This is a genomic window from Stackebrandtia sp., assembly GCF_035643755.1.
GTDB lineage: Bacteria > Actinomycetota > Actinomycetes > Mycobacteriales > Micromonosporaceae > Stackebrandtia.
Genome location: NZ_DASQPW010000083.1, coordinates 1 through 22812, shown reverse-complemented (window position 1 = coordinate 22812; position 22812 = coordinate 1). Strand labels below are relative to the sequence as shown.

The window sequence follows — 22812 nt, the reverse complement described above, 5'->3', positions numbered from 1 at the left end:
CTAGGTTTCTCCGGCGAAGGTCTTGCGGTACGACGACGGCGACACCCCCAGCACCGCGCGCATGTGACGCCGCATCGACGCGGCGGTACCGAACCCGCACTCCACGGCCACCCGATCCACCGCCACCCGCGACGTCTCCAACATGGTCCGCGCCGCGTCCAGCCGCTGCCGCAGCAGCCACTGCCCCGGCGTCAGGCCCACCTCGGCGCGAAACCGCCGCGAAAACGTCCGCACGCTCATCGACGCCTCCGCCGCCCACCGCTCCAACGACACCGCCGCGCCCAGACGCGCCAGCGCCCACGCCCGGGCGCCCGCCGTGGCCGCGCCCGGCTCCACCGCCACCGGATGCCGAATGAACTGCGCCTGGCCGCCCTCGCGCTGCGGCGGCACCACGCTGCGCCGCGCCACCACATTGGCCACCGCGGCGCCGAAATCCTTGCGCACCATGTGAAGACACAGGTCGATACCCGAGGCCACCCCCGCCGAGGTGAGCACGTCACCGTCGTCGACGAACAACACGTCCGGGTCGACCTTGACCCTCGGATACAGGCGCCGCAACTGTTCGGTGTGCATCCAGTGCGTCGTGGCCGGGCGGCCGTCCAACAGCCCCGCCGCCGCCAACACGAACGAGCCCGTGCAAATCGACGCGATGCGGGTGCCGGGGCGGATGTGCGCCAGGGCCGCGGCGACATCGCCGGGCAGGACACCGTGGACGAACATCGCGTCGATCTCGTACGACGCCGGGATCACCACCGTGTCGGCGCGACCCAGGGCCTCGGGTCCGGCGGGGACGTGGATCGTGAAGTCCTCGGTGGTGCGCACCATGCCCGGCGTCAGCGCGCACGTCGACACCTCGTACAGGCGGCGGCCGTCGGCGTCGCGGGCGGCACCGAAGATCCGCGGCGGGATGCCCAGCTCGAACGGGATCACCCCGTCCATCACCAACATCACCACGCGGTGGCGCGAAACCGACATGGCCAGATCTTTGCACATGTTGGCGCTCACGCCAAGGTTGCCGGGGCCCCGGCTCCCGCATCCTTGGACCCGTGCCCGCCACCCTCACCGCGCCAAGCAAACGCGACCGCCGCATCCGCATCCACCGCGCCTGGTGGGTGGCGGCGGTGGCGTTCGTGGCCATCATCGGCGCCGCCGGATTCCGCGCCACACCCGGCGTCCTCATCGAACCGCTGCACGCCGCGTTCGGCTGGTCCCACACCACCATCTCCGCCGCCGTCACCGTCAACCTCGTCCTGTACGGGCTGACGTCGCCGTTCGCCGCGGCCCTCATGGACCGCTTCGGCATGCGCAGGATCGTCGCCGGGGCCCTGGTCCTGGTGGCCTGCGGCAGCGGCTTCACCCTGTTCATGAAGTCCAGCTGGGAACTGATCATCTACTGGGGAATCATGGTGGGACTGGGCACCGGGTCCATGGCCATGGCCTTCGCCGGTACCGTGTCCACCCGCTGGTTCGTCAAACGCCGCGGCCTGGTCACCGGCATCCTCACCGCCGCCGGAGCCACCGGGCAACTCATCTTCCTGCCGCTGTTGGCCAACCTCGTCGCCGCCTACAACTGGCAGGTCGCCGCCGCCGTGGTGTCGGCGTGCGCGCTGGCCGTGGTGCCGCTGGTGTGGTGGCTCCTGCGCGACCGCCCCGAAGACATCGGCGCGCTCGCCTACGGCGCCACCGCCCCCCTGCCCGCCGTGGCCGCCACCGGCGCGGGCCGACGCGCCCTGGCCGTGCTGGGCCGCGCCGCCAGGACCCGGACGTTTTGGATGCTGGCGGGCGGGTTCGCCATCTGCGGCGCCTCCACCAACGGCCTGGTCACCACGCACTTCGTGCCCGCCGCCCACGACCACGGGCTGCCCGCCACCGCCGCCGCCGGCCTGCTGGCCGTCGTCGGGATCTTCGACATCGTGGGCACCATCGCCTCGGGCTGGCTCACCGACCGCTTCGACTCCCGCAAACTCCTGGCGATCTACTACGGCCTGCGGGGCGTGTCGCTGATCGTGCTGCCGCTGCTGTTCTCCGACCGACTCGACCCGCCGATGGCGTTCTTCGTGATCTTCTACGGACTCGACTGGGTCGCCACCGTCCCGCCCACCCTGGCGCTGTGCCGCGCCGCCTTCGGCGACGCCGACGGGCCGGTCGTGTTCGGGTGGGTGCTGGCCAGCCACCAGGTCGGCGCCGGGGCCATCGCCCTGGGCGCCGGGATCGTGCGCGACCAACTCGGCACCTACGATCCCGCCTGGTATGGGGCCGGGGCGCTGTGCGCGCTGGCCGCCGTCCTGTCGCTGCTGGTGGCGCCGCGACTAGTCCGCGAAGCCTAGACGCCGTGGTGCCCGGGGACGAGAAACGCCTCATCGCCGGGCATGACGCGCCGCCCCGGCGGCTGCCCTAGCCTGGGACCATGCTGATCACCGAGGAACTGCTGCTTCTGGCCTACCAGCCCGAAACCGGACGCAACACCGTCCACAATCTCGAGCTGGGCCTCATCGGGGCGTGCCTGCTCGACCTCACCCTCGCCGAGCGGCTCAGCCTGTCGGGCAACAAGATCACCGTCGTCAACGCCGCCGGAATCGGCAACACCGCCGCCGACGACGTCCTGGCGCGCATCAACGGCGACAAGCCCCGCAAGCCCCGCGGCTGGATCGACCGCCTCCACCGCGGCTTCCCCCGCGCGCTGCGCGAATCCATGGTCGCCCAGGGCATCCTCAACCACGACAACGACCACATCCTCGGTTTCATCCCGTTCAACCGCTACCGCCCCACCTCCCCGACCCCCAGCGACGACGCCCGCCGCCGCCTCGGCGAGTTCGTCGACACCGCACGCCCCCGCGACGACCGCACCGCCGCGCTGGCCGCCATGGTCTACGCCATGAAGATGGAGCGCAAGGCGCTGCCCGACCGCCCCCGCCGCGACGTCCGCGGCGCCTTCAAGTCCGCCGCCGAGCATTCCTGGGCCGCCGACGCCACCGGCCAGGCCATCCAGGCCACCCAGGCCGCGGTCACCGCCGCCGTCGTGGCCGCCACCTCCGCGGCGGCCGCCGCGGCCTCCAGCGGCGGCGGCAGCTAACACGCCCCACAGCGCCCGATCGAAGACCAGGCGCTTCCCGTCGCCGACGAACCCCGCCTTGACCGCCGCCCGCCGCGCGGGACGGTTCTCGGCGTCCACGACGGTCGTCACGACGCCCGCGTCGTGCGTGGAGGGATGGCTGATCAGCGCCCACACCAGGCTGGGTGCCAGCCCCCGCCCCGCCACGTCGGGGTCGCCCAACAGGACGCGCACGTCGACGGAGTCTCCGGTGGCGTCGAAGCCCGCCAGGCCGCACGCCGCGCCGTTGTACTCCACAATGTATTGCCGCGGGGTCTCGATGGCGTCCACCGGCCAGCGGCCGTGGTGCGCCGCCGCGGCGAAGCCCTTCGCCAACGCCCCGTCGGCGGGCGCGCGGTCCCGAAACGACCAGGAGTGCCGCGGCACCGTGTCGGCGGCGACCAGGTTGCGCGCCACCTGCCCCGGGCGGCACATCCGCGCCGCGGTGGCCACGTCCACCCACCGATACCGGTCGTGCTCGACGTCGATCAGCTCCACCGCGACATCGTCGTCCACGTCGCACACGAACAGCGCCCAGTTGCCCGACACGTTCACCGGCCACATCGCCGCCGAGTCGATCCCCGCCTCCTCGTACAACTCGCGCCGCGCCGCGGCGGCCACCGACTCCCCGGGCTGGCGGCACCCCGCCGGCGGCGTCCACGCCCACCAGCCCTCGTAGTCGACGCCGCGGGCGGCGCGATGCAGCAGCAGGTAGGAGAAGCCGTCGACGGACGGACGCCGCACCACCACCGTGACGCCGTTGGGGTCGTCGGGCGCGATCGGGACACCGTCCCATGTGGTGCGAATGGTCGCGGGCATGCCCCAACAATGCCAGGGCGCGTTAATCGGGTGCGGCGCGCCGCCGCGTCGCCGAGACTGAACGCCTCCCGCCGCCGCTGCCGAAGGGTCGTCATGCTCGCGCTTGCCCCCGGGTACCATGCCCGCCCCGCCACCGGCGACGACGTCGACGCCATCCACGCCGTCGAGGCCGCCAGCCAGCTCCAGATCCTGGGGCGCGTCGAGACCGACCGCGACGACATCGTCGCGGTGTTCGCCCGCGACGGCATCGACCTGGCCGCCGACACCGTCGTCGTCGCCGACCCGACGGGTGCGCCGGCCGCCTGGGCCTGGGTGAATCGCCGCAGCGATGTCACCGTCCACCCCGAGCATCGCGGTCGCGGACTCGGCGGCGCCCTGTTGGAGTGGGCCGAAAACCGCGCCCGCGACGCGGGCACCGCCGCCATCGTCCAGTCCGTGCCCGACCTCGATGCCGCCGCCACCGCACTGGTGCGCGCCCACGGATACCGGCCCAAGGTCACCTCCTGGATGCTCGGCATCGACACCGACGGCCAGCCACCCGCCGAGGCCGGACCCGTCACCATCCGCGCCTACGACCCCGCCGACGGTGCCGCGGCGCACCGCGTCACCCAGGACGCGTTCGCCGACTGGAACCCCCGCCGCCTGTCCTATCAGGAATGGGCGCGGCATACCGTCGGGCGCTCCAGCTTCGCGCCCTGGGCCTCGCCCATGGCCTTCGATGGCGACGCCCTCGTCGGCGCCGCCATCGGCCTGATGATCCCCGAGCGCGGCGAGGGCTACATCGAAAGCCTCGCCGTGTCGCGCGAGCACCGCGGGCGCGGCATCGCCACGGCCCTGCTGCGCCACGCCTTCGCGGCGTTCGCCGCCCACGGCCACCGCCACTGCACACTGTGGACGCACTCGGACACCGGGGCCCTGGCGCTGTATCAGCGCGTCGGCATGGCCATCGAGCGCGCCACCACCGTGTGGTCCAAGGCCCTCAGCGACCCGCCTCCGCGATCGCGTTGACGAGGATCGCCAGGCCCTCGGCGGCCTCGTCCTCGGTGAGGCTCAACGGCGGGCCCATCCGAATCACGTTGCCGTACAGGCCGCCCTTGCCGACCAACAGGCCGTCGCGTTTGCACGCCTCCACGACCCGCAGCGCCGCGGCCGGGTCGGGGCGCCGCGTGCCCGCCGCGACGAACTCGATGGCGATCATCAGGCCCTTGCCGCGCACCTGCGCCACGATCGGCGACCGGCGCGCCGCCTCGTTCAGGCCACGATGGATGATGGCGCCGGTGCGCGCGGCGTTGGCCTGCAGGTCGTTGTCCAGCAGGTAATCCAGCACCGCGATGCCCGCCGCGGCGGCGAACGGGTTGCCACCGAAGGTGTTGAACGACACCGCCTGAAGGCAGTCCATCACCTCCGCGCGCGCCACCACCCCGCCGAGCGCGAACCCGTTGCCGATGCCCTTGGCGAAGGTGAGGATGTCGGGCGTGGCGCCGTGGGCCTGGTACCCCCAGAAGTGCTCGCCGGTGCGTCCCCACCCGGTCTGCACCTCGTCGCTGATCCACAGGATGCCGTGGTCGTCCAGCACCTCCTTCACCGCGCCGAAGTAGCCGTCGGGCGGCATGACGAAACCGCCCACGCCCTGGATCGGCTCGGCGATCAGGCACGCCACGTCGCCCGAGGTCGTGGTGTCCAGCACCTCGCGCAGATCGGCGATGGCCCGCTCGGTGTACTCCGCGTCCGACGCCCCCGCCAGCAGGCCCCGCAAACGGTCGCCCGAATGCAGGTAACTCACGTCGAAGGGCGTGTAGCTCGACGCCGACCAGCCGCGGTTGCCCGTGACGCCGACGGCGCCGAACGTCCGCCCGTGGTAGCTGTTGCGCATCGCCAGGATCTGGTTGCTGCGGCGGTACTGCGTGGCCAGCAGCAGCGCGGTCTCGGTCGCCTCGGAGCCGCTGTTGGCCAGGAACACCTTGGCGTCGGCGATGCCCGACACCGCGGCGATCTTCTCCGCCAACAGCACCTGGTTGCGGATCAGGTACAGCGTCGAGGTGTGCACCACCCCGGTGGACAGCTGCCGCTCCACCGCCTCGCGGATCTCGGGAATGTCATAGCCGACGCTGGTGGTCAGCACACCCCCGAAGAAATCCAGATAGGACTTTCCTTCGGTGTCGACGACCCGCCGCCCCGACGCCGAGGCGAACTCCATCGGCTCGCCGTACATCGGGCTCACCCACCGCGGCAGCACCGCGCGGTGCCGATCGGCCAACGTCTTGGGATCCATGGCCCTCCCTTCGAGGAATCTCAACAGTCCGCCCGATTATCGGCCCCGCACACCGCCGGGCGCAACACTTCGCCGCCGTCACAGCCGCCTGGTATATAGATGGGTGGTGACGGGAAAGAACGCGCTCTCCGGCGGACTGGTGTGGGGCAACGGCGGTGCCCGCCTGCATCTGTCGAACGACGCCGCCCAGGACGCCGGGCCCGGCTCGCGCGTCGCCGTGCGCGTGACGGGGCCGCGGCGGTGCGTCGGGTGGTGGAGCCGCGGCGACGGCCACCACGACTGCCCCTTCGACCAGGCCATAGCGGCGACATCCGTTGACGCGCAATGCGGCCCGTGCGCGCGGGCGGACTCCGGACGGCGCTTGGCCCGCGGCGACATCAGCGGCGACGACCGCCCGTTTCGGCTCTACCTGGCGTGGTTCGGCGGCCGCACCGTCAAGGTCGGCATCACCGCCGAGGCCCGCGGCGACGCCCGCCTGCGCGACCAGGGCGCGCTGGTCTACAGCTTCATCGCCGCCGGGCCGCTTCCCGCCGTCCGGGGCGCCGAAATGGCGATCTCGGCGTCGAAGAACGCCGTGGAGCGGGTGCGCGCCGACCGCAAGATCGCGCACTGGTGGGACTTCGACGCCACCGACGCCCCGGAACTGTTGCGCGCCACCGCGCGCCGCGTCACCACCGGCGTCTCCGTCCCCGACGGACTCCAATGGCTGGACGTCGACCCGGTCGACCTCACCGCCCTGTTCGGACTCGACGGCGACCTGCCCGACAGCTACCGGCCCCTGGCGGCGCTGACCGACGGCGGCGCCCTGGTCGGCGACGTCCTGGTGGCCGCCGGGCACGCCCTGCTGCTGTCCACCGCCGAGGCGACGGTGCTGTGCGACACCCGTCGCCTCACCGGGTGGCCCCTGGCCGAAACCGATGGGGCGCAACGGGGATTGACGCTGGGCGCCGTCAACTGTCCCGATCGGCCCGGCGACGTACCCACCCTGTTCTGACGGGCGGGGGAGGTCAGAACCGGTAGCGCGCCACCCGATAGGAGCGCCGCATGAACGGCAGCGCGTTCATCATCGCGTAGGTGAGGCGCACCAGCACCGGGGCCTGGGCCAGCTGCGCGGGGTGGCTCACGTCGGCCTCGTCGACGAACTCGAGCCCGGGGCGCCAATCGGCCAGCACCCGGGGCGAGGCGAAACCCGACTGGAACGTGATGTCGAGTTTGCGCAGGTTGGGGTCGTATTTCGAGGTGCGCGCCACCCACGGCGGCACGATGTCGCACTGGATCTGCCCGGTCGGAAACTCGTCCACAATGGTGGTGATGAGCGCCTTGACGTCGGCGGCGGGCAGGTACGGCAGCAGGCCCTCGGCGATCATCACCACGGGACGGCCGCGCGGAATCTGGTCCAACCAGGACAGCTCGGTGACACTGGAGCCGATCAGGTGGTAGTGGTCGCGCGGCGGCAGCAGCCGGCGGCGCAGCTCGATGACGTCGGCGAAGTCGAGGTCGTACCACTCGACGGTGGCGGGCGGGTCGACCCGATAGGCCCGGGCGTCCAGGCCGCAGCCCAGGTGCGCCACCACGGCGTCGGGGTGGTCGGCGAGGTACGCGCGCGCCCAGTCGTCGTGCACCTTGGCGCGCATCACCGCCAGCATGCCCATCTGGCTGGTGCCGCCCTTGCGCTTGTCGTAGTCGGGGTCGAGCTTGCGCATCACCTGCTCGGCGTACGTGTCGCCCAGGATCGGTTCGGGGAGTTGGTTGTCCACGGCCTTGGTCTGCAGGACCACCTTGAGGGTCTGCTTGACGCCGGTGAGTTCGATGTCCTCCACGCGGCCAACTTTACACATATTTCACGAATGTTGTGAAATGATTGAATCACGTATTCTTTCGCCGACCACGACGCGAAAAGGGGAGGCCGGGTGTCCCGATCGGACGAGACCGCCGTCGCCGCGTACCGCGAACGCTTCGCCCAGATCATGGTGGACTCCGGCATGCCCCGCATGGCCGCGCGCGTGTACATCGCCGTCCTGATCAGCGACGCCGGACGCTACTCCGCCGCCGAGCTCGCCGCGCTGCTGGGCGCCGGCGCCTCGGCGATCTCGGGGGCGGTGAAGTACCTGATCCAGGTCGGACTCATCGAACGCGGCCGCGAACCCGGCACCCGCCGCGACCACTACCGCATCCACGACGGCACCTGGGCCGAGTTCGTCTCCCAGACCGACCCGCTATTGTCGCGCGTGGAAACCGTTGCCGCCGAAGGCGAACACGTCCTCGGCGCCGACACCGCCGCGGGGCGCAGGCTGGCCGACACCAGCCGCTTCTTCGACTTCATGCGCGAGGAGATCAAGCGGTCCATGGACAAGTGGCACCGTCGGCAACAGAACCGAACGACCTGATCGACACCATCCCCAAAGGACTCCGATGCACCCCCTCCCCCCGTCCGAGTCCCTGTTGGTGATCCGCACCGACTTCAGCGACGACAACGCCTGGGCCGCGGTGCGATCGGCCATCGGCGAGCCCGACGAGGACGGCTACCACGAGGACTACGACCGCGGCCTCCAGTACGTCGACGACCGCGGGTACCGGGGCGCCACCATGCCGCGGCTGATCGAGCTGCTTGCCGCCGACCATCACAACGACCTGATCGTCGCCGCCGACGACGTCACGATCGCCTCGCCCGATCTGCCGCTGCTGTTGGCCGACCTCAACGCGCTGAACGAGCAGTACGGCCGCACCTTCCGCTGCGTCCCCTCCGAGCTCGCCTCGATCGAGGTCAATCTGTCGATCGGCAACATGGACTTCTTCGAGTTCGCCGACAGCGCCGACGACGACGGGATCTTCCGCGGCTTCGGCGGCTGAGCCTGTCCTCCTGTGGCCCGGGTCATGCCGACGCCCGGGCAAATTATGCTACTTTCGGTATCGAAACTAAAAGTAGCGTAATGCTTCGCGAGAGGAACCACCGTGAACCAGCCACTCGACCCCGATCGCATCCAGGCGGCCCTGGACGCGGTGCACCGGGCCGGAATCCCCGCCGCGTTCGCCGAGATCCGCGACGGCGACGACGTGTTCAGCGGCGCCTCGGGCATCGCCGACCTCGACACCGGCGCCCCCGCCACCGCCGACATGCGTCACCGCGTCGGCAGCATCACCAAGACCTTCACCGCCGTGGCCGTGCTGCGCCAGGTCGAACAAGGCCATATCGGACTCGACACCCCGATCGGCCACTACCTGCCGCACCTGGTGCCCGGCGACCGCGGCGACGCCATCACGGTGCGGATGCTGATCGGGCACACCAGCGGCCTGCCCGACTACCTCCCGCACGCCTACCCGTCGCTGGCCGCGTTCCCGCGCATCGCCGACACCACGCCGCGAAGCCTGGAGGACCACCGCTTCACCCGCTTCGACCCCGTCGACCTGATCACGCTGGGCGTCAAGGCCCCCGCCACTCGAGCGCCGGGCGACCGGCCCGGCGTGTACTCCAACACCAACTACCTGCTGCTGAGCCAGTTGCTGGAGAAGGTCACCGGCGCCGTCGCCGAACAGCACATCACCGACGACGTCATCGCCCCGGCGGGTCTGCGCGACACCGAACTGGCCACCACGACCCACATCGACGGCCCGCACCCCAGGATCTACGAGTCATGGTTCGGCATGTTCGACCCGCCGCGCGACTTCAGCGTCTTCGACATGTCGTGGGTCGGAGCGTCGGCGTCGGCGATCTCCACCGTCGCCGACCTCAACCGCTTCTTCGGGCTGCTGCTGGACGGCCGGATCCTGCGACCGGCGACGCTGGAACACATGCGCCGCACCGGCCCGGTGATCTCGTTCGAGGGGACCACCCTGGACTACGGCCTCGGACTGACCAGAAAGGACGTACCCGGGCGCGGGGCGTTCTGGGGCCACGACGGTTCGGTGTGGGGCGGCGGCGCCATCTCCATGACCAGCGCCGACGGCGGGCGCCAGGTGTCGCTGGCGGTGACCCGGCAACGCTGGAACCCGCTGGACGCCAACGGAAAGCCGCAGCCACACCCGATCGACAAGGCGCTGGCCGACCTGTACGCGCTGGCGATGTCGTGAACGCGCCTCAGCCGTTGTAGCGTCCGTCGCGATAGGTCAGCGGCGGCGCGTGCGAACCGATGCGCGCCGCCAGGACCCGCGCCACGATCAGCGTGTTGGACTCCGAGACCCGAAGCCGCCCGGCGATCTGGCACAGCAGCGACGACAGGCAGTCGTCCAGCACCGGGATGCGGTGCGGTCCCCAATGCCAGCCCAGCCCCGCACCGAACTTGTCGGCGCCGTTGGCGGCGAAGCGGCGCGCGCACGCGTCCTGATCGGCGCGCAGGAAGTGGACGCCGAGGTGCTCGGTGGCGTCGATCGTCGACCAGGACCGCGAGGTGTGCGAGACACCCAGCGCCACCATCGGCGGGTCGACCGACGCCGACGTCACCGACGTGGCGGTGAACCCCACGGGCGTCGTCGCCCCGGCCGTGACGACGGCGACCGTGCTGACCGTCTGGCGGAAGATGCCCCGAAACACCTCGGGCGTCACCGCTTGATGCGACGTCTCGCCGACGGGGTCGTCGTTACTGGTGCGCTGTCCACACGTCACACCGGCGGCCGCCCGTCAGCGTCGAACACTTCGCCTCCTGCAAACAGTGGTGTCGAGCAGTTTTCGACCCTCCCACATCGCGGGGCCGCGCGGCAAGTCGGCGGCCTCGCGATGTGGACTCAGTACAGGCGGGCCAGCGCCGCGGGTTCGAACGGCGTCACCTGGTCATGCCGCCCGGCGAGGGTCTTGGCGGCCCATTCCGGGTCGCCCAGCAGCGCCCGCCCCACCGCGACCATGTCGCATTCGTCACTTTCCATGCGGTCCAACAGGTCGTCGATCGCGGTGACCGTGGTCTGCTCGCCCTGCAGCGACGCGATGAACTCGCCGGCCAGGCCGACGGAGCCCACCGTGATGGTCGGCTTGCCGGTCAGCTTCTTCACCCAGCCTGCCAGGTTGAGGTCGCCGTCGTCGAATTCGGGCAGCCAGTAGCGGCGGGTGGAGCAGTGGAACACGTCGACGCCGGCGCGCGCCAGCGGCGCCAACAGCGCGTCGAGCTGCTGCGGGGTGTCGGCCAGCCTGGCCTGGTAGGCGCCCATCTTCCACTGCGACATGCGGAAGCTGATCGGAAAGCCCGGCGACACCGCCGCGCGGCAGGCCGCCACGATCTCGGCGGCGAACCGGGTGCGGGCGGCGAGGTCCCCGCCGTAGCCGTCGGTGCGGCGATTGGTGTGCCCCCACAGGAACTGGTCGATGAGGTATCCGTGGGCGCCGTGCAGTTCGATCCCGTCGAAGCCCGCGGCCTCGGCGGCGGACGCGGCGGCGGCGAACGCCGCGATGACCTCGTCCAGGTCCGCCGGCGTCATGGCCTTGCCGTTCGGGCGGTCGTCCAGCGGGATGCCCGAGGGACCCATCGGCGGGGCCGCCATCACGGGCGGGCTCCCGGCGGCGCGGTCCATGCCGACGTGCCACAGCTGCGGCATGATCGCCCCGCCGGCGGCGTGCACCGCGTCGGCCACCGCCGACCACCCCGCCAGGGCGTCGTCGCCGTGGAAACGTGGCACGTCGGCGGAGCTGCCCGCCGAATCGTGGCCGATGTAGGTGCCCTCGGTGATGATGAGGCCGACGCCGCCGGCGGCGCGGCGCGCGTAATACGCGGCCACGTCGGCGCCGGGGATGCCGCCGGGCGAGCACTGGCGGGTCATGGGGGCCATCACGATGCGGTTGTCGACCGACAGGTCACCCAACCGCATCGGGCGGCCCAGGACCGCCGCGGCCCTGCCCGACGCCGCCGACGCGTCGGGGTAATGCTTGAGGATCAGGTGCTTGGTCAACGTGTTCTCCTTGGTCTGATCCGGCCCTTCGCGGCCGGCTTCACTCCAGGGACGAAGCCGCGCACGGGTTCTCGACATCTCGGCGGGTCATTTTCCGGGGAAGTTCGACGAACCGGGGTTCACGGGCGCGATCGCGTGTTGAGCCGCGCGGCCTGGCGCGTGAGGTGGCCGTGCTCGGCCAGGCTGGTGGACGCGACCGCCGCCTCGGCGTACAGCCGCGCGGCGCGTTCCAGGTCCCCGGCGCGCTCGTACAGGTGCGCCTCCACGGCCGTGTGGCGCGGCACCGTGGGGTCCACATCGGCCAGTGCCGCCAGCCCCGCCTTCGCCCCCTCCGCCTCGCCCACGGCCACCGCCCGGTTGAGCCGCACCACCGGGCTGTCGGTGAGGCGCAGCAGCTCGTCATACCACTCCACGATCTGCGGCCAGTCGGTTTCGGCGGCGCTGGCGGCGTCGGCGTGGAGCGCGGCGATGGCGGCCTGGGCCTGGAACTCGCCCAGGCGGTCGCGGGCCAGCGCGGACTGCAGGATCACCACGCCCTCGGTGATCAGGCGGGTGTCCCACCGGGATCGGTCCTGTTCGGACAATGGCACCAGTCGGCCGCCGGGGCCGGTGCGCGAGGCGCGGCGCGCGTGGTGCAGCAGCATCAGCGCCAACAGGCCCGCGACCTCGGGTTCGTCGGTCAGGGTGGTCAGTTGGCGGGCGAGGCGGATCGCCTCGGCGGCCAGGTCGACGTCGCCGGAATAGCCCTCGTTGAAGACGAGGTAGAGCACGCGCAGCACCGTGGCGAGGTCGCCGGGCCGATCCAGCGGCTCCCCCGCGATGCGGCGCTTGGCGCGGCTGATGCGCTGCGCCATGGTCGCCTCGGGCACCAGGTAGGCCTCGGCGATCTGGCGGGTGGTGAGGCCGCCGACGGCACGCAGCGTCAGCGCGACCGACGACGACGCCGACAGACTCGGGTGGGCGCACAGGAAGTAGAGCCGAAGCGTGTCGTCTAGTTCGGACACGGGGCCGGGGTCGGGCTCCTCGTCGACGCGGTCCTCGCGGCGGCGGCGCGCGGCCTCGGCGCGGGTGGCGTCGACGAACCTGCGCCAGGCCGCCGTCACGAGCCACGCCTTCGGGTCGCGCGGCGGGTCGTCGTTCCAGGTCTCCAGCGCCTTGATCAGTGACTCCTGGACGGCGTCCTCGGCCGAGGCGAAATCCGCTCCGCGCCGGACGAGGACGCCGATGACGGCGGGCACCAACTCGCGTATCAGGGCTGGATTCACTCGGTGACTGTACCCGGCACCCCGTAGAACGGACGCACCTCGAGCCACTCGTGGATCGGCTTGCCGCCGGCGCCCGGGGCCGCCGACAACTCCGCCGCCACCTCCACCGCGCGGTCCCACGAGTCCACGTCGATGATCTCCCACCCGGCGATGAGGTCCTTGGTCTCGGCGAACGGCCCGTCGGTCACCGGTGGCCGCCCCTCGCCGTCGTAGCGCACGAACGCGCCCTCGGTGGACAGTGCCTGGCTGTCCACCCACTCGCCGCTTTCCTTCAGCCGGTTCTCCCAGTCGAACATGAACTGCATGTGCGCGTCGACCTCGTCGGGCGTCCACTTGTCCATCGGCACGTCGTTGACGGCGGTGGGGGCGCCCCGGTAGTGCTTCAGCAGCAGGTACTTCACGTTGTTCTCCTTTGTTGTCGCGCCGCCCGTGTCGGCCGCGCTCACCCCGGGGACGCGGCCGACATCGGGTTCTCGACATCCGCGGCGCGCCTTTTTCAAGAATTTTCCGTCACGCGGCGGCGCCGCGCAGCTTGTCCCGGACCTGCTGCGCGGCGGGATGCTGAATGTCGTCGAGGATCAGCTCGGCCTCGCGCCACGCGTCGTGGCACGAGGCGCGGTCCCCCATCGCCTCGTAGCAGTCGCCGATGTTGATCAGGCTGACGGCCGTATGGTAGCGGTCCCCCAGCTGCTGGCTCGCGCCAACGGCCTTGTGGTAGCTGTCGATGGCCTCGGCGTAGTTTCCCAGATGGTGATGGGCATAGCCGATGGTGTCCAAGGTGGCGGCCTGCCCGACGGGGTTGTCGATCTCCTGGTGCTTGGCCAGCGCCCGCACGGCGTGGTCCAGGGCCAGCTCGTACTGGCCCAGCAGCGCGTGGCACCAACCGACGGTGTTGAGCACGTCGGCGTAGGCGGCGCCGTCGTCCATCCGCTCGCGCACCTCGAGGGCGCGCCGCGCGTGTTCGAGGGCCTCGGGGTAACGGTGTTGCTGTTCGCGAAGCAGCGCCAGGGACGTCTCGGTGCGCGCCTGGCCGTTGAGGTGGTCGGCGTCGCGGTACAGGTCCAGCGCCCGGGCGAGGTGGCGGTACGCGTCGTCGGCCCGCGACATCCTGGCGTACATCACGCCGAGGCCGCGGTGGGCGCGCGCCTGCGGAATCGGTTCGCCGAGCCGTTCGGCGGCGGCGATCGCGGCCTGATAGCAGCCGATCAGTTGGGTCCAGAATCCTTGCCGCTCAAGGTATCCGGCGAACACCCTCACCAGCTGGCCGACCTGGCTGTCGTATCCGGCGCCCGACGCCCAGTCCAGGGCGGCCAGCATCACCTCGCGCTCGGACGAGAACCACTCCATCGCCGTGTCGCGGTCCACCGGCTCCTCGGGGTGCACCGCGGGCGCCATCTCGTCCAGCGTGATGTCCGTGCGACGTGGATTGATGGCGATCGCCGCCGCGTAGCCCGTGTGCAGGTAATGATCGAGGAGCCGTCGGCCGGCGAGGTCGCGCTCGGCGTGGGTTTCGTTGGCCGACACCAACTCGACGGCGTATTCGCGCATCAGGTCGTGGAGCGCGTAGCGGCCGGGGACGTGCTCGGTGAGCAGGTTGGCGCGTGCGAGCTCGGCGAGCAGGTGGTCGGCCTGTTTCGGTGGCACGCCAACGAGACTGGCCGCCGCAGCACACGTCAGGTCGGGCCCGGGGTGCAGGCCGAGCAGCCGCAGCAGCCGGGCCGCCTCGGGGCTCAGGGCGCGGTACGACCACGAGAACACCGAGCGCACGTCGGTGGTCGTCGAGGCGGTGTCGAAGGCGTCGAGCCCCTCCTTCAGTTGCGCGGCAACGGTTGCCAGCCTCGAGTCGTGGTTGGTGGCGGCGCGGGCGGCGGCGATCGCGATGGCCAGCGGGAGCCGGGCGCTGGCGGCGATGATGTCGTCGCCGGCGCCGGGTTCGGTGCTCAGGCGTTCGCCGCCCACGCGCCTGGCCAGCATCTTGCGGGCGTCGGTGATGCTGGGAAGGTCCAGGTTGATGCGTCGGGCGCCGTCGGTGACGATCAGGCTCAGCAGGACGTCGCGGCTGGTGACGAGGACCAGGCTGCCCGCGCTGCTGGGTAGCAGCGGACGCACCTGGTCGCTGGAGTTCACGTTGTCCAGCACCACGAGCATGCGCCTGCCATCCATGATGGAGCGGTACATGGCGGCGCGTTCGTCGACGTCGTCGGGGATGTCCTCGCCCCGCACCCCCAGGGCGCGCAGGAATCGCGCCAGGACGCGTTCGGGCGACACGGCCTGGGCGGGGTGGTAGCCGCGCATGTTGACGAACAACTGCCCGTCGCCGAATTCCTCGGCGTTGCGGCGCGCCCAGTGCACCACCAGCGTGGACTTGCCGACGCCGGCGGTTCCCGTCACGACGGCGACCACGGGGCCCGCCGAGGCGTCCATGGCGGGCATCAGCGCGTCCAGTTGGGACAGTTCGGCGGCCCGCCCCGCGAACGCCGCCGTGTCGGACGGCAGCTCGCGCGGCACGGGCAGCGAAACGCTCGCCGCCGCGGGCTCGGCGTCGGTGCGGCTGGTCAGGATCGTGGTGTGCAGCGCCCGAAGCCTCGGGCTCGGGTCGATGCCGAACTCCTCGCGCAGCCGCAACCGGTAGCGGTGGAAGGCGTTCAGGGCCTCGGTTCGTCTGCCGCACCGCTGCAGCGACTCCATCAACTGCCCCCACAGCCGCTCCCGCAACGGATGCCGCGCCGTCAGCGTCACCAACTCGTCCACCAGGTCGGCGGCGTTCTCCCGCCGCAGCAACAGATCGATGCGGCGCTCCACCAGACTCAGCCGCTGCTCCGCCAGCCCCGGCGCCATCTCGCGCTGCAGGACGTCGGACGACACGTCCGCCAGGGCGTCGCCGCGCCACTGCTCGAGGGCCGAGGTCACCGCCGCCAGCTCGCCGTCGGCATCGTCGTCGGCGGCAGCGGAATCGGCCGCGCGCAACCATTTCCGGAACCGCCCCACGTCGGTGTGCTCGGCGGCCACGTCGAGCCGGTAGCCGTCGGGGCAGGTGACGACGCGGTCGGCGGCGCCGATCTCCTCCAGCCGCGCCCGCACCCGAACCGCGCACAACTGCGCGGCGCGGCGCGGGTTCTTGGGAAGCGACACGCCCCAGATGGCGTCCGCCAACGCGTACAGGGTCACCTGGTGTCCCGCGTTGAGCACCAACAAGGCGAGGAACACGCGGGATTGGGACGAGGTGACCTCCAGCTCGGTGTCACCCGAGGCGATCCGCAACGGCCCCAGCACACCGAACTCCACACGGCCGTCGGCTGTCACATCGCCAATTAAATCCGACGGATCGGGGGAAACCCCGGGTTGATCGGGTGCATTTCGATAAATTTCCGGTGACGCGGGGGCGCGTGCCCGGTTCCTCGGCGTCGGCCGGACGTCGGTGAAGCCGTTCTGAAGCCACGTTCGGCGATGATCCATGCGGGCCCCAACTGGCTGACCTGAAGGAAACCGCATGTCCATTCGAAAGTTGTCCGTCCTGGCGTTGGCGTGTCTCGTCGCGTTGACGGCATGCAAGAGCGCCGACGGTTCGTCGTCCGGCGGCGGCGACTCGAACGCCTCGTCGAGCTCGGGCGGTCCGACGTACACGAAGTTCGAGGACTTCAAGGGCAAGGAGCTGCTGTTCAACGACACGGCCGAGGCGGTCGGCATGAAGCTGAAGGTCATCGACGCGGCCTGGAAGCCCGAGATCGCCGGCAAGTCGGCGCAAACCGGCTCCCACTTCCTGGTCGCCTACGTCGCGGCGACCCCCGAGGTGGACGACCGCGCCGCCGCGGACGCCTTCCTGAACCCCACCTCCCTCGGGATGCGGACCAAGGGCGGCAACTGCGAGTACCCCGACCGCGGCTACTGCTACGGGACCCCCACCCCCACCACGATGCTCGAATCGGTCGCCGACAACGAGTGGTTCGACCACAAGTGGCAGGAGGCCCTGTACAGCGGCGGTCGCCTGGAGGCCAAGGAAACCATGATCGGGGCCATCGCCCTGACCGTCTCCGACGACGAGAAGGACCTCAGCTGGGAGCTGTGTGCCTCCACAAGGGACAGTGACGGCCAGGGCGTCTCGGTCCCCGAGCTGTCGCCGTGCGTCAAGGTCCCCACGCCCAAGGACAACGGCTGACGGCCGGCTGGTAGTTTGCAATCGACCGCGACTCCACCTGAGGAGGTGAGCCCCATGAACCAAGTATCGATGTGGGTGCTCCCCCTTCGCGTCTCGGTCGGGCGATTGACGTAGGTGTCGCCGGGAGTGCCTCGCCAACAAGGCATTCCCGAAAGGCAAGACCTATGCACGCTTCACATTCCACCGCCGACCGCGCGCCCCTCGACGCCGATGTGATCATCGCCGGATGCGGCCCGACCGGCGCGATGCTGGCCGCCGAACTGCGGCTCCACGATGTGCGGGTACTCGTTCTGGAACAGGAGACCGAGCCCGCGTCGTTCGTCCGCATCGTCGGTCTGCACATTCGCACCATCGAGCAGCTGGCGATGCGCGGACTGCTGGATCGCGTCCGCGACAACGCCAGGCAGCGTCCGGCCGCCGGATTCTTCGCCGCCATCAACAAACCCGCGCCGCCTGGCGTGGACTCCGCGCACAACTACCTGTTGGGCATCCCGCAGCCGGTCATCGTCAACCTGCTCGCCGAACACGCGATCGCCCTCGGCGCGCGGATCCGGCACGGCAGCGCGGTGGCGAACGTCGAGCAGGACGACGAGGGCGTGACCGTCGAACTGGCCGACGGCCAACGACTGCGGTCGCGCTATCTCGTCGGCTGCGACGGCGCCCGCAGCACGGTGCGCAAACGGCTGGGCGTCGGCTTCGACGGCGAGCCCTCGCGGGCCGAAACGCTGATGGGCGAGCTGGAAGTGGGTGTGCCGCACGAGGAGATCGCCGCCAAGGCGGCCGAGATCCGCGAGACCAACAGGACCTTCAGCCTCGCGCCCTTCGGCGGCGGGCTGTACCGCGCCGTCGTCCCCGCCGCGGGAGTCGGCGACCGGGCGCAACCGCCCACCCTCGAAGACTTCCGGCAACAGCTGCGCGCCATCGCCGGCACCGACTTCGGCGTGCACTCCCCGCGCTGGTTGTCCCGCTTCGGGGACGCCACCCGGCTGGCCGCAAGCTATCGCGTCGGACGGGTGCTGCTGGCCGGCGACGCGGCACACATCCACCCGCCCATCGGCGGACAGGGCCTCAACCTGGGCGTCCAGGACGCGTTCAACCTCGGCTGGAAACTCGCCGCCCAGCTGCGCGGCCGGGCGCCCCAGACCCTGCTGGACACCTACCACGCCGAACGCCACCCGGTCGCCGCGGACGTCCTGGACAACACCCGGGCCCAGATGGAACTGCTGTCCACCGAACCGGGCCCGCGGGCGGTGCGCAGGCTGTTCACCGAGCTGATGGACTTCGACGACGTGAACCGCTTCCTGATGGAGAAGATCACCGCGATCGGCATCCGCTACGACCTCGGCGAGGGCCCCGACCTGCTCGGACGCCGCCTGCCCGACATCGACGTGAAACCCGGCCGCCTCTACGACCTGCTGCACCGCGGCCGCGGCCTGCTGCTGGATCGCACCGACCGGCTGAGCATCGACGGATGGTCCGACCGGGTCGACCACCTCGCCGATCCCACCGCGGCGCTGGATGCTCCGTGCGTCCTGCTGCGCCCCGACGGCCACGTCGCCTGGATCGGCGACGACCAGCGGGACCTGGACGACCACCTCACCCGCTGGTTCGGCAAGCCCGCCAAGTGAATCAGCGCAGTACGGCCGCCAGCAGGTCGCCCCCCAGCGCCGTCACGTTCGACAGATTGAGGGAGTAGCGGACGTAACGGCCCTGCCGCCGGGCCGTGAGCAGGCCCGCGCGGCGCAGGACGGCGAGGTGGCGGGAAACCTCCGGTGGTGAAAGCTCCCAGGCGTTGGCCAGCTCACCGGTGGTGTGCGGGCCGCGGGCCAGGGTGCGCAGCAGCCGCAGCCGCACCGGATGCGACAGCGCCTCCAGCCGAAGCGTCACCGTCTTCAGCGACACCGGCTCCGCCGGGCCCGCCTCGGCCACGGGGTACTGCACCACCGGCTGCCACCCCGGCGCGTGGACCATGACCAGGTGCGGGCGTCCGAAGACGCTGGGAAGGAAGGTGACTCGAGCGCCGTGCGCGGACGTCGCCTTGTCCTGCAACTTGTCCACGATGATGCGGTTGCCGTCCGGCGTCAGGGTGATGGCGCTGGACACCGACGCGAGCGCCGCCTCGATGCCCCGGCGCTTCATGAGGTCGTTCTTCAGGCGCAGGTCGGTGGCCAGTTGCACGGCCACCCCCGTCCAGGCGGTGTCGAAGAACGCCTCGGCGCACTGTTCGAGGGTGTGGCGCACCCGTTGCCGCACGGCGGCCGGGTCCGCCAGCAGCCGTTCCGCGAAGGCCTCCTGCAACGCGCCGCGGGCCTGGGCCAGATTCAAGGCCCGCTCGCGCGCCGTCGCGTCGGCCAGCGGCGACGGCGCGGCGAAGTGGACCCGGTCGCTGCCGCACGTGGTGATGAGCGCGGAGGTCACGTAGGTCTCGTCGTCGATCCGGTCGACATCGTCCAACTCCTCGGCGAGGGTCCGCCGGGGACGGGCGGGGACCAGGAAGTCGGCGCGCGAGGAACGCCAGAGGAACTCCGCCTCCCTGAGCCGTTCGGCCAGCTCCGGCCGCAGCCCGGCCCACACGTCCCCGGCCCAGTCGGCGTGCCGCGGGTGATGCGCGGGTTCGGCCAGGACGTGCAGCATCGCCGTCAGCTCCGCCAGCGGGGAGGCGGCGAACCGCAGTCGTTCGGCCGGCGGGCCGTCGATGTCGATCCTCAGCGTCATCCCCCCATCATCACCGGCCGGACGGCCGATGGCCGCGTCGGTTGACGGACCTTGTCAACCGACGCGGCCATCGCGGCGGCCGAACGCACCGTTGGCGCCATGGCAACCACCACCAAGATCCGGCCGCGCGCCCTCGTCCGCGCCTCCGGGGGCCCCCGCTACGCCGCCGCCCTGGCCGTGGACGCGCTCGGTACCGGCCTGCTGCGGCCCTTCCTGCTGCTCTACGGGGTGACGGTGCTGAGGCTGCCCGCGTCGGCCACCGGCATCGCCTTGACGGTCGGCGCCGTGGCGGGTCTGGGGTGCATGCCCGCCGTCGGACGGTGGCTGGACCGGGGAGCGCGCAGCACGGTCGTTGCGGCGTCGATGCTGGTGCGGGTGCTGGGCGTGGCGCTGCTGCTGGCCACCCCGCCGGGGCACGTCTGGCCGTTCGCGGCGGCGGCACTCTTCATCGGCATCGGCAACCAGGCATGGCCGGCCGCCCACGCCGCCCTGGTCGCCACGGTCGCCCACGGCCGCGAACGCGACGCCGCTCTGGCGGGGGGCCGCGCCCTGCGCAACGCCGGACTGGGCGCGGGCGCCCTCCTCGCCACCGCGTGCCTGGCGGGCGGCACCACCGCGTTGCAGGCGCTGGCGGGCGGCACCGGGCTCGCCTATCTCACCGCGGCGGCCCTGGCGTGGTCGGTTCACCTGCGCGCGCATCCGGCCACGGGTCCGGCCGAGGACGGCGACGACGCGCCCGCACCTCGGATGGGCGCGCTGCTGGCCGCCAACGTGGTCTACGTCTTCTGCCTCAACATCACCGAAATCGCGCTGCCCCTGGTCCTGGTGACACAGTTGCACGTATCGCCGGTGTGGGCGGCGGCCATCGTCGTGGCGAACACGGTGCTGGTGGTCACCCTGCAGGTCCCGGTCACCGTCGTGATGTCCCGCTTCGCCCGGCGGACCGTGCTGGCCCTCGCCGGGGTGGTGATCGCCGCGTCCTACCTCGGCTTCCTCGCGGCCACCGCACTGGCGCCCGGCTGGGCCGCCCCGGCCATCGCCGCGGTGTCCGTGGTCGGCACCATCGGCGAGATCATCTACGCCGGCAGCGCCACCGCGCTCGTCACCGCCCTCGCCCCGGCCCATGTCCTGGGGCGCGCCCTCGCCCGCTTCCAGCTGTCCACGGGCTTCGGCCTCGCCGTCTCCCCGGCGGTCATCACCGCCCTCGCCTCCCACGGCGAGGCCGCCCTGTGGGGAAGCCTCGCCGCCGCGACGCTGGTGTCCGCGGCCGCCGTCACGCCTCGGGGATGTCGCGGCCGTACGCCTCGAGGGTGACGTCGTCGGGCTCGGGGCCGCCGCGCACGCCGGTGTCGAGGTCGTCGATGGACTTGATCTGCTCGGCGGTGAGCGCGAAGTCGAAGACGTCGAAGTTCTCGGCGATGCGGTGCGCCTTGACCGACTTCGGAATCGCCGAGCGCCCGGCCTGGAGGTGCCAGCGCAGCATCACCTGCGCGGGGCTCTTGCGGTGTGCGGCGGCGATGTCGGTGATGACGGGATCGTCGAAGACCGAGCCGGTCCCGGTGTCGCGGTAGGACGTGATGCCGCCGATCGGCGACCATGCCTGGGTGAGGATGTCGCGGGCGGCGTCGGCGGCCTGGACGTCGGGTTGGGCGAAGTAGGGATGGACCTCGACCTGGTTGACGGCCGGGACCACCCCCGCGTTCTCCATGAGCCGGGCGAGGTGGTCGGGCATGAAGTTGGAGACGCCGATCGCGCGCACCCTCCCGTCGGCGAGCAGTTTCTCCAGGGCCCGATACGCCGCGATCGTCGTGGTGAACGCGGTGGGCAGGGCCTGATGCAGGATGAACAAGTCGAGCACCTCGACGCCGAGCTTCCCGGCGGACTTGTCGAAGGCGTGCAGCGTCTCGTCGTAGCCGAAGTCGGAGATCCAGACCTTCGTCTCGATGAACACCTCGTCGCGGTCGATCCCGGAGTCGCCGATGGCCTGGCCGACCTCGCGTTCGTTGCCGTAGGCCGCGGCGGTGTCGACGAGACGGTAGCCGGTTCGCAGCGCCTCGGCGACCGCGTCCCGCGTCTCGGCGGGCGGGGTCTGGAACACCCCGAAACCCAGCAGCGGCATCCGCACGCCGTTGTTCAACTCCGTGAACTGGTTCGTCTCGCTCACGCTGTCGACGTTACGGACGTTTCGCGGCGCGCGGGAGGGACCGCTGTTACTCCCCCTCCCGTTCGCGGGCTCGGGTGGTGGCTTCGGCGGCCACGGCGCGGTCCCTCCAGGTGGCGGCCTCGGCGCCGAGTTGGGTGACGTGGGTGCGCAGTTCCTCCAGGCGTTCGGACAGGGACGCGGCGCGGTGTTGCGCGGCGGCCAGTTCCTGGCGGAGGCCGTCGGCGACTTGACGGACGGTGGCCGTTTCCTGTTGGGCGGCTTCGGTTTGGGCGTTGGACTCGGCGAGGCGCGCGGCGTGAGTGCGCGCGGATTCGTCCAGTTCGGACTTGGCACGGTCGCGTTCGGCGGCGGCGACCGCGGCCGTCGCCACCGCGTCAAGGCGCTGCCGTTCGGAGGCCGCGGCGGCCTGGCGGGCCACGTCACGTTCGACGTCGGCGGCGGCGGCGCGGCGGGTCGCGG

The 22812-nt window shown here is 71.4% G+C and carries 20 protein-coding genes and 2 pseudogenes; 10 read left to right on the top strand and 12 right to left on the bottom strand.

All coding sequences use genetic code 11. The features are described 5' to 3' along the window. Window positions 1-975 carry a GlxA family transcriptional regulator gene (locus VE172_RS06245; protein ID WP_324798685.1) on the bottom strand — a complete coding sequence of 325 codons (975 nt, stop codon included), beginning with the start codon at window positions 973-975 and terminating at the stop codon, window positions 1-3. Between the two features lie 71 nt (window positions 976-1046). On the opposite strand from VE172_RS06245, the gene VE172_RS06240 reads away from it, so the two are divergent. Then, entirely contained in the window at window positions 1047-2327 is a 1281-nt protein-coding gene (locus VE172_RS06240; protein ID WP_324798682.1) for an MFS transporter, read from the top strand. Between the two features lie 80 nt (window positions 2328-2407). Then, window positions 2408-3073, top strand: coding sequence for a GOLPH3/VPS74 family protein (locus VE172_RS06235; protein ID WP_324798680.1), 666 nt, complete (start codon window positions 2408-2410; stop codon window positions 3071-3073). Window positions 3074-3592: 519 nt separating this feature from the next. Here the strand turns inward: VE172_RS06235 and VE172_RS25665 are convergent. Then, a pseudogene (locus VE172_RS25665) lies at window positions 3593-3910 on the bottom strand (NUDIX hydrolase); the annotation flags it as partial. Between the two features lie 93 nt (window positions 3911-4003). Here VE172_RS25665 and VE172_RS06225 point away from each other — a divergent pair. Beyond that, window positions 4004-4918 carry a GNAT family N-acetyltransferase gene (locus tag VE172_RS06225; RefSeq protein WP_324798676.1) on the top strand — a complete coding sequence of 305 codons (915 nt, stop codon included), beginning with the start codon at window positions 4004-4006 and terminating at the stop codon, window positions 4916-4918. Here VE172_RS06225 and VE172_RS06220 read toward each other — a convergent pair. Continuing rightward, window positions 4890-6182: an aspartate aminotransferase family protein gene (locus VE172_RS06220; RefSeq protein ID WP_324798673.1), complete on the bottom strand. Its 1293-nt coding sequence runs from the start codon at window positions 6180-6182 to the stop codon at window positions 4890-4892. The two genes, VE172_RS06225 and VE172_RS06220, sit on opposite strands and share 29 nt — an antisense overlap. 106 nt (window positions 6183-6288) lie before the next feature. Here VE172_RS06220 and VE172_RS06215 point away from each other — a divergent pair, with 106 nt between their 5' ends. Further along, window positions 6289-7176, top strand: coding sequence for a DUF2797 domain-containing protein (locus VE172_RS06215; protein ID WP_324798671.1), 888 nt, complete (start codon window positions 6289-6291; stop codon window positions 7174-7176). A 13-nt stretch (window positions 7177-7189) separates the two neighbouring features. Here the strand turns inward: VE172_RS06215 and VE172_RS06210 are convergent, their stop codons facing one another. Continuing rightward, entirely contained in the window at window positions 7190-8002 is an 813-nt protein-coding gene (locus VE172_RS06210; protein ID WP_324798669.1) for a class I SAM-dependent methyltransferase, read from the bottom strand. Window positions 8003-8092: 90 nt separating this feature from the next. Here VE172_RS06210 and VE172_RS06205 point away from each other — a divergent pair, with 90 nt between their 5' ends. The 3 genes from VE172_RS06205 to VE172_RS06195 all read left to right on the top strand — a co-directional run bounded on the left by VE172_RS06205 (window position 8093) and on the right by VE172_RS06195 (window position 10250). Then, on the top strand, window positions 8093-8569 hold the full coding sequence (locus tag VE172_RS06205) for a GbsR/MarR family transcriptional regulator (protein WP_324798665.1): 477 nt from the start codon (window positions 8093-8095) through the stop codon (window positions 8567-8569). Between the two features lie 25 nt (window positions 8570-8594). Continuing rightward, entirely contained in the window at window positions 8595-9032 is a 438-nt protein-coding gene (locus tag VE172_RS06200; protein WP_324798663.1) for a DUF6924 domain-containing protein, read from the top strand. 102 nt (window positions 9033-9134) lie between these two features. Further along, window positions 9135-10250 carry a serine hydrolase domain-containing protein gene (locus VE172_RS06195; protein ID WP_324798660.1) on the top strand — a complete coding sequence of 372 codons (1116 nt, stop codon included), beginning with the start codon at window positions 9135-9137 and terminating at the stop codon, window positions 10248-10250. A 7-nt stretch (window positions 10251-10257) separates the two neighbouring features. Here the strand turns inward: VE172_RS06195 and VE172_RS06190 are convergent, their stop codons facing one another. The 5 genes from VE172_RS06190 to VE172_RS06170 all read right to left on the bottom strand — a co-directional run bounded on the left by VE172_RS06190 (window position 10258) and on the right by VE172_RS06170 (window position 16621). Beyond that, a complete protein-coding gene (locus VE172_RS06190; RefSeq protein ID WP_324798656.1) occupies window positions 10258-10722 on the bottom strand; it encodes a flavin reductase family protein in 465 nt (154 codons plus the stop codon). Between the two features lie 179 nt (window positions 10723-10901). Next, window positions 10902-11972 (bottom strand): NADH:flavin oxidoreductase, encoded by a 1071-nt coding sequence (locus VE172_RS06185; RefSeq protein WP_349258274.1) that lies wholly within the window; start codon window positions 11970-11972, stop codon window positions 10902-10904. A 200-nt stretch (window positions 11973-12172) separates the two neighbouring features. Then, window positions 12173-13318, bottom strand: a complete 1146-nt coding sequence (locus VE172_RS06180) for an RNA polymerase sigma factor (RefSeq protein WP_324798652.1) — start codon at window positions 13316-13318, stop codon at window positions 12173-12175. Next, window positions 13315-13659, bottom strand: a complete 345-nt coding sequence (locus tag VE172_RS06175; protein ID WP_349258273.1) for a YciI family protein — start codon at window positions 13657-13659, stop codon at window positions 13315-13317. The genes VE172_RS06180 and VE172_RS06175 overlap by 4 nt, the downstream gene beginning before the upstream one ends. A gap of 169 nt (window positions 13660-13828) precedes the next feature. Beyond that, window positions 13829-16621 carry an AfsR/SARP family transcriptional regulator gene (locus tag VE172_RS06170; RefSeq protein ID WP_324798647.1) on the bottom strand — a complete coding sequence of 931 codons (2793 nt, stop codon included), beginning with the start codon at window positions 16619-16621 and terminating at the stop codon, window positions 13829-13831. A gap of 187 nt (window positions 16622-16808) precedes the next feature. On the opposite strand from VE172_RS06170, the gene VE172_RS06165 reads away from it, so the two are divergent. Together VE172_RS06165 and VE172_RS06160 are read left to right on the top strand one after the other, a co-directional pair. Next, complete coding sequence (locus tag VE172_RS06165; RefSeq protein ID WP_324798644.1) at window positions 16809-17474, top strand: hypothetical protein; 666 nt, start codon at window positions 16809-16811, stop codon at window positions 17472-17474. Window positions 17475-17638: 164 nt separating this feature from the next. Beyond that, window positions 17639-19102 (top strand): FAD-dependent monooxygenase, encoded by a 1464-nt coding sequence (locus VE172_RS06160; RefSeq protein ID WP_324798641.1) that lies wholly within the window; start codon window positions 17639-17641, stop codon window positions 19100-19102. Between the two features lies 1 nt (window position 19103). On the opposite strand, the gene VE172_RS06155 is transcribed toward VE172_RS06160, so the two are convergent. Then, a complete protein-coding gene (locus VE172_RS06155) occupies window positions 19104-20189 on the bottom strand; it encodes a helix-turn-helix domain-containing protein (protein WP_324798639.1) in 1086 nt (361 codons plus the stop codon). 99 nt (window positions 20190-20288) lie between these two features. Here VE172_RS06155 and VE172_RS06150 point away from each other — a divergent pair, with 99 nt between their 5' ends. Then, window positions 20289-21503, top strand: a complete 1215-nt coding sequence (locus tag VE172_RS06150; protein WP_324798636.1) for an MFS transporter — start codon at window positions 20289-20291, stop codon at window positions 21501-21503. Here VE172_RS06150 and VE172_RS06145 read toward each other — a convergent pair. Both VE172_RS06145 and VE172_RS06140 read right to left on the bottom strand, forming a co-directional pair. Beyond that, the gene (locus VE172_RS06145; protein ID WP_349258272.1) at window positions 21463-22308 is read right to left on the bottom strand and encodes an aldo/keto reductase; all 846 of its coding nucleotides are present in this window, start codon (window positions 22306-22308) and stop codon (window positions 21463-21465) included. The genes VE172_RS06150 and VE172_RS06145 overlap by 41 nt on opposite strands. A 91-nt stretch (window positions 22309-22399) precedes the next feature. Further along, window positions 22400-22812, bottom strand: a pseudogene (locus VE172_RS06140) (hypothetical protein); the annotation flags it as partial.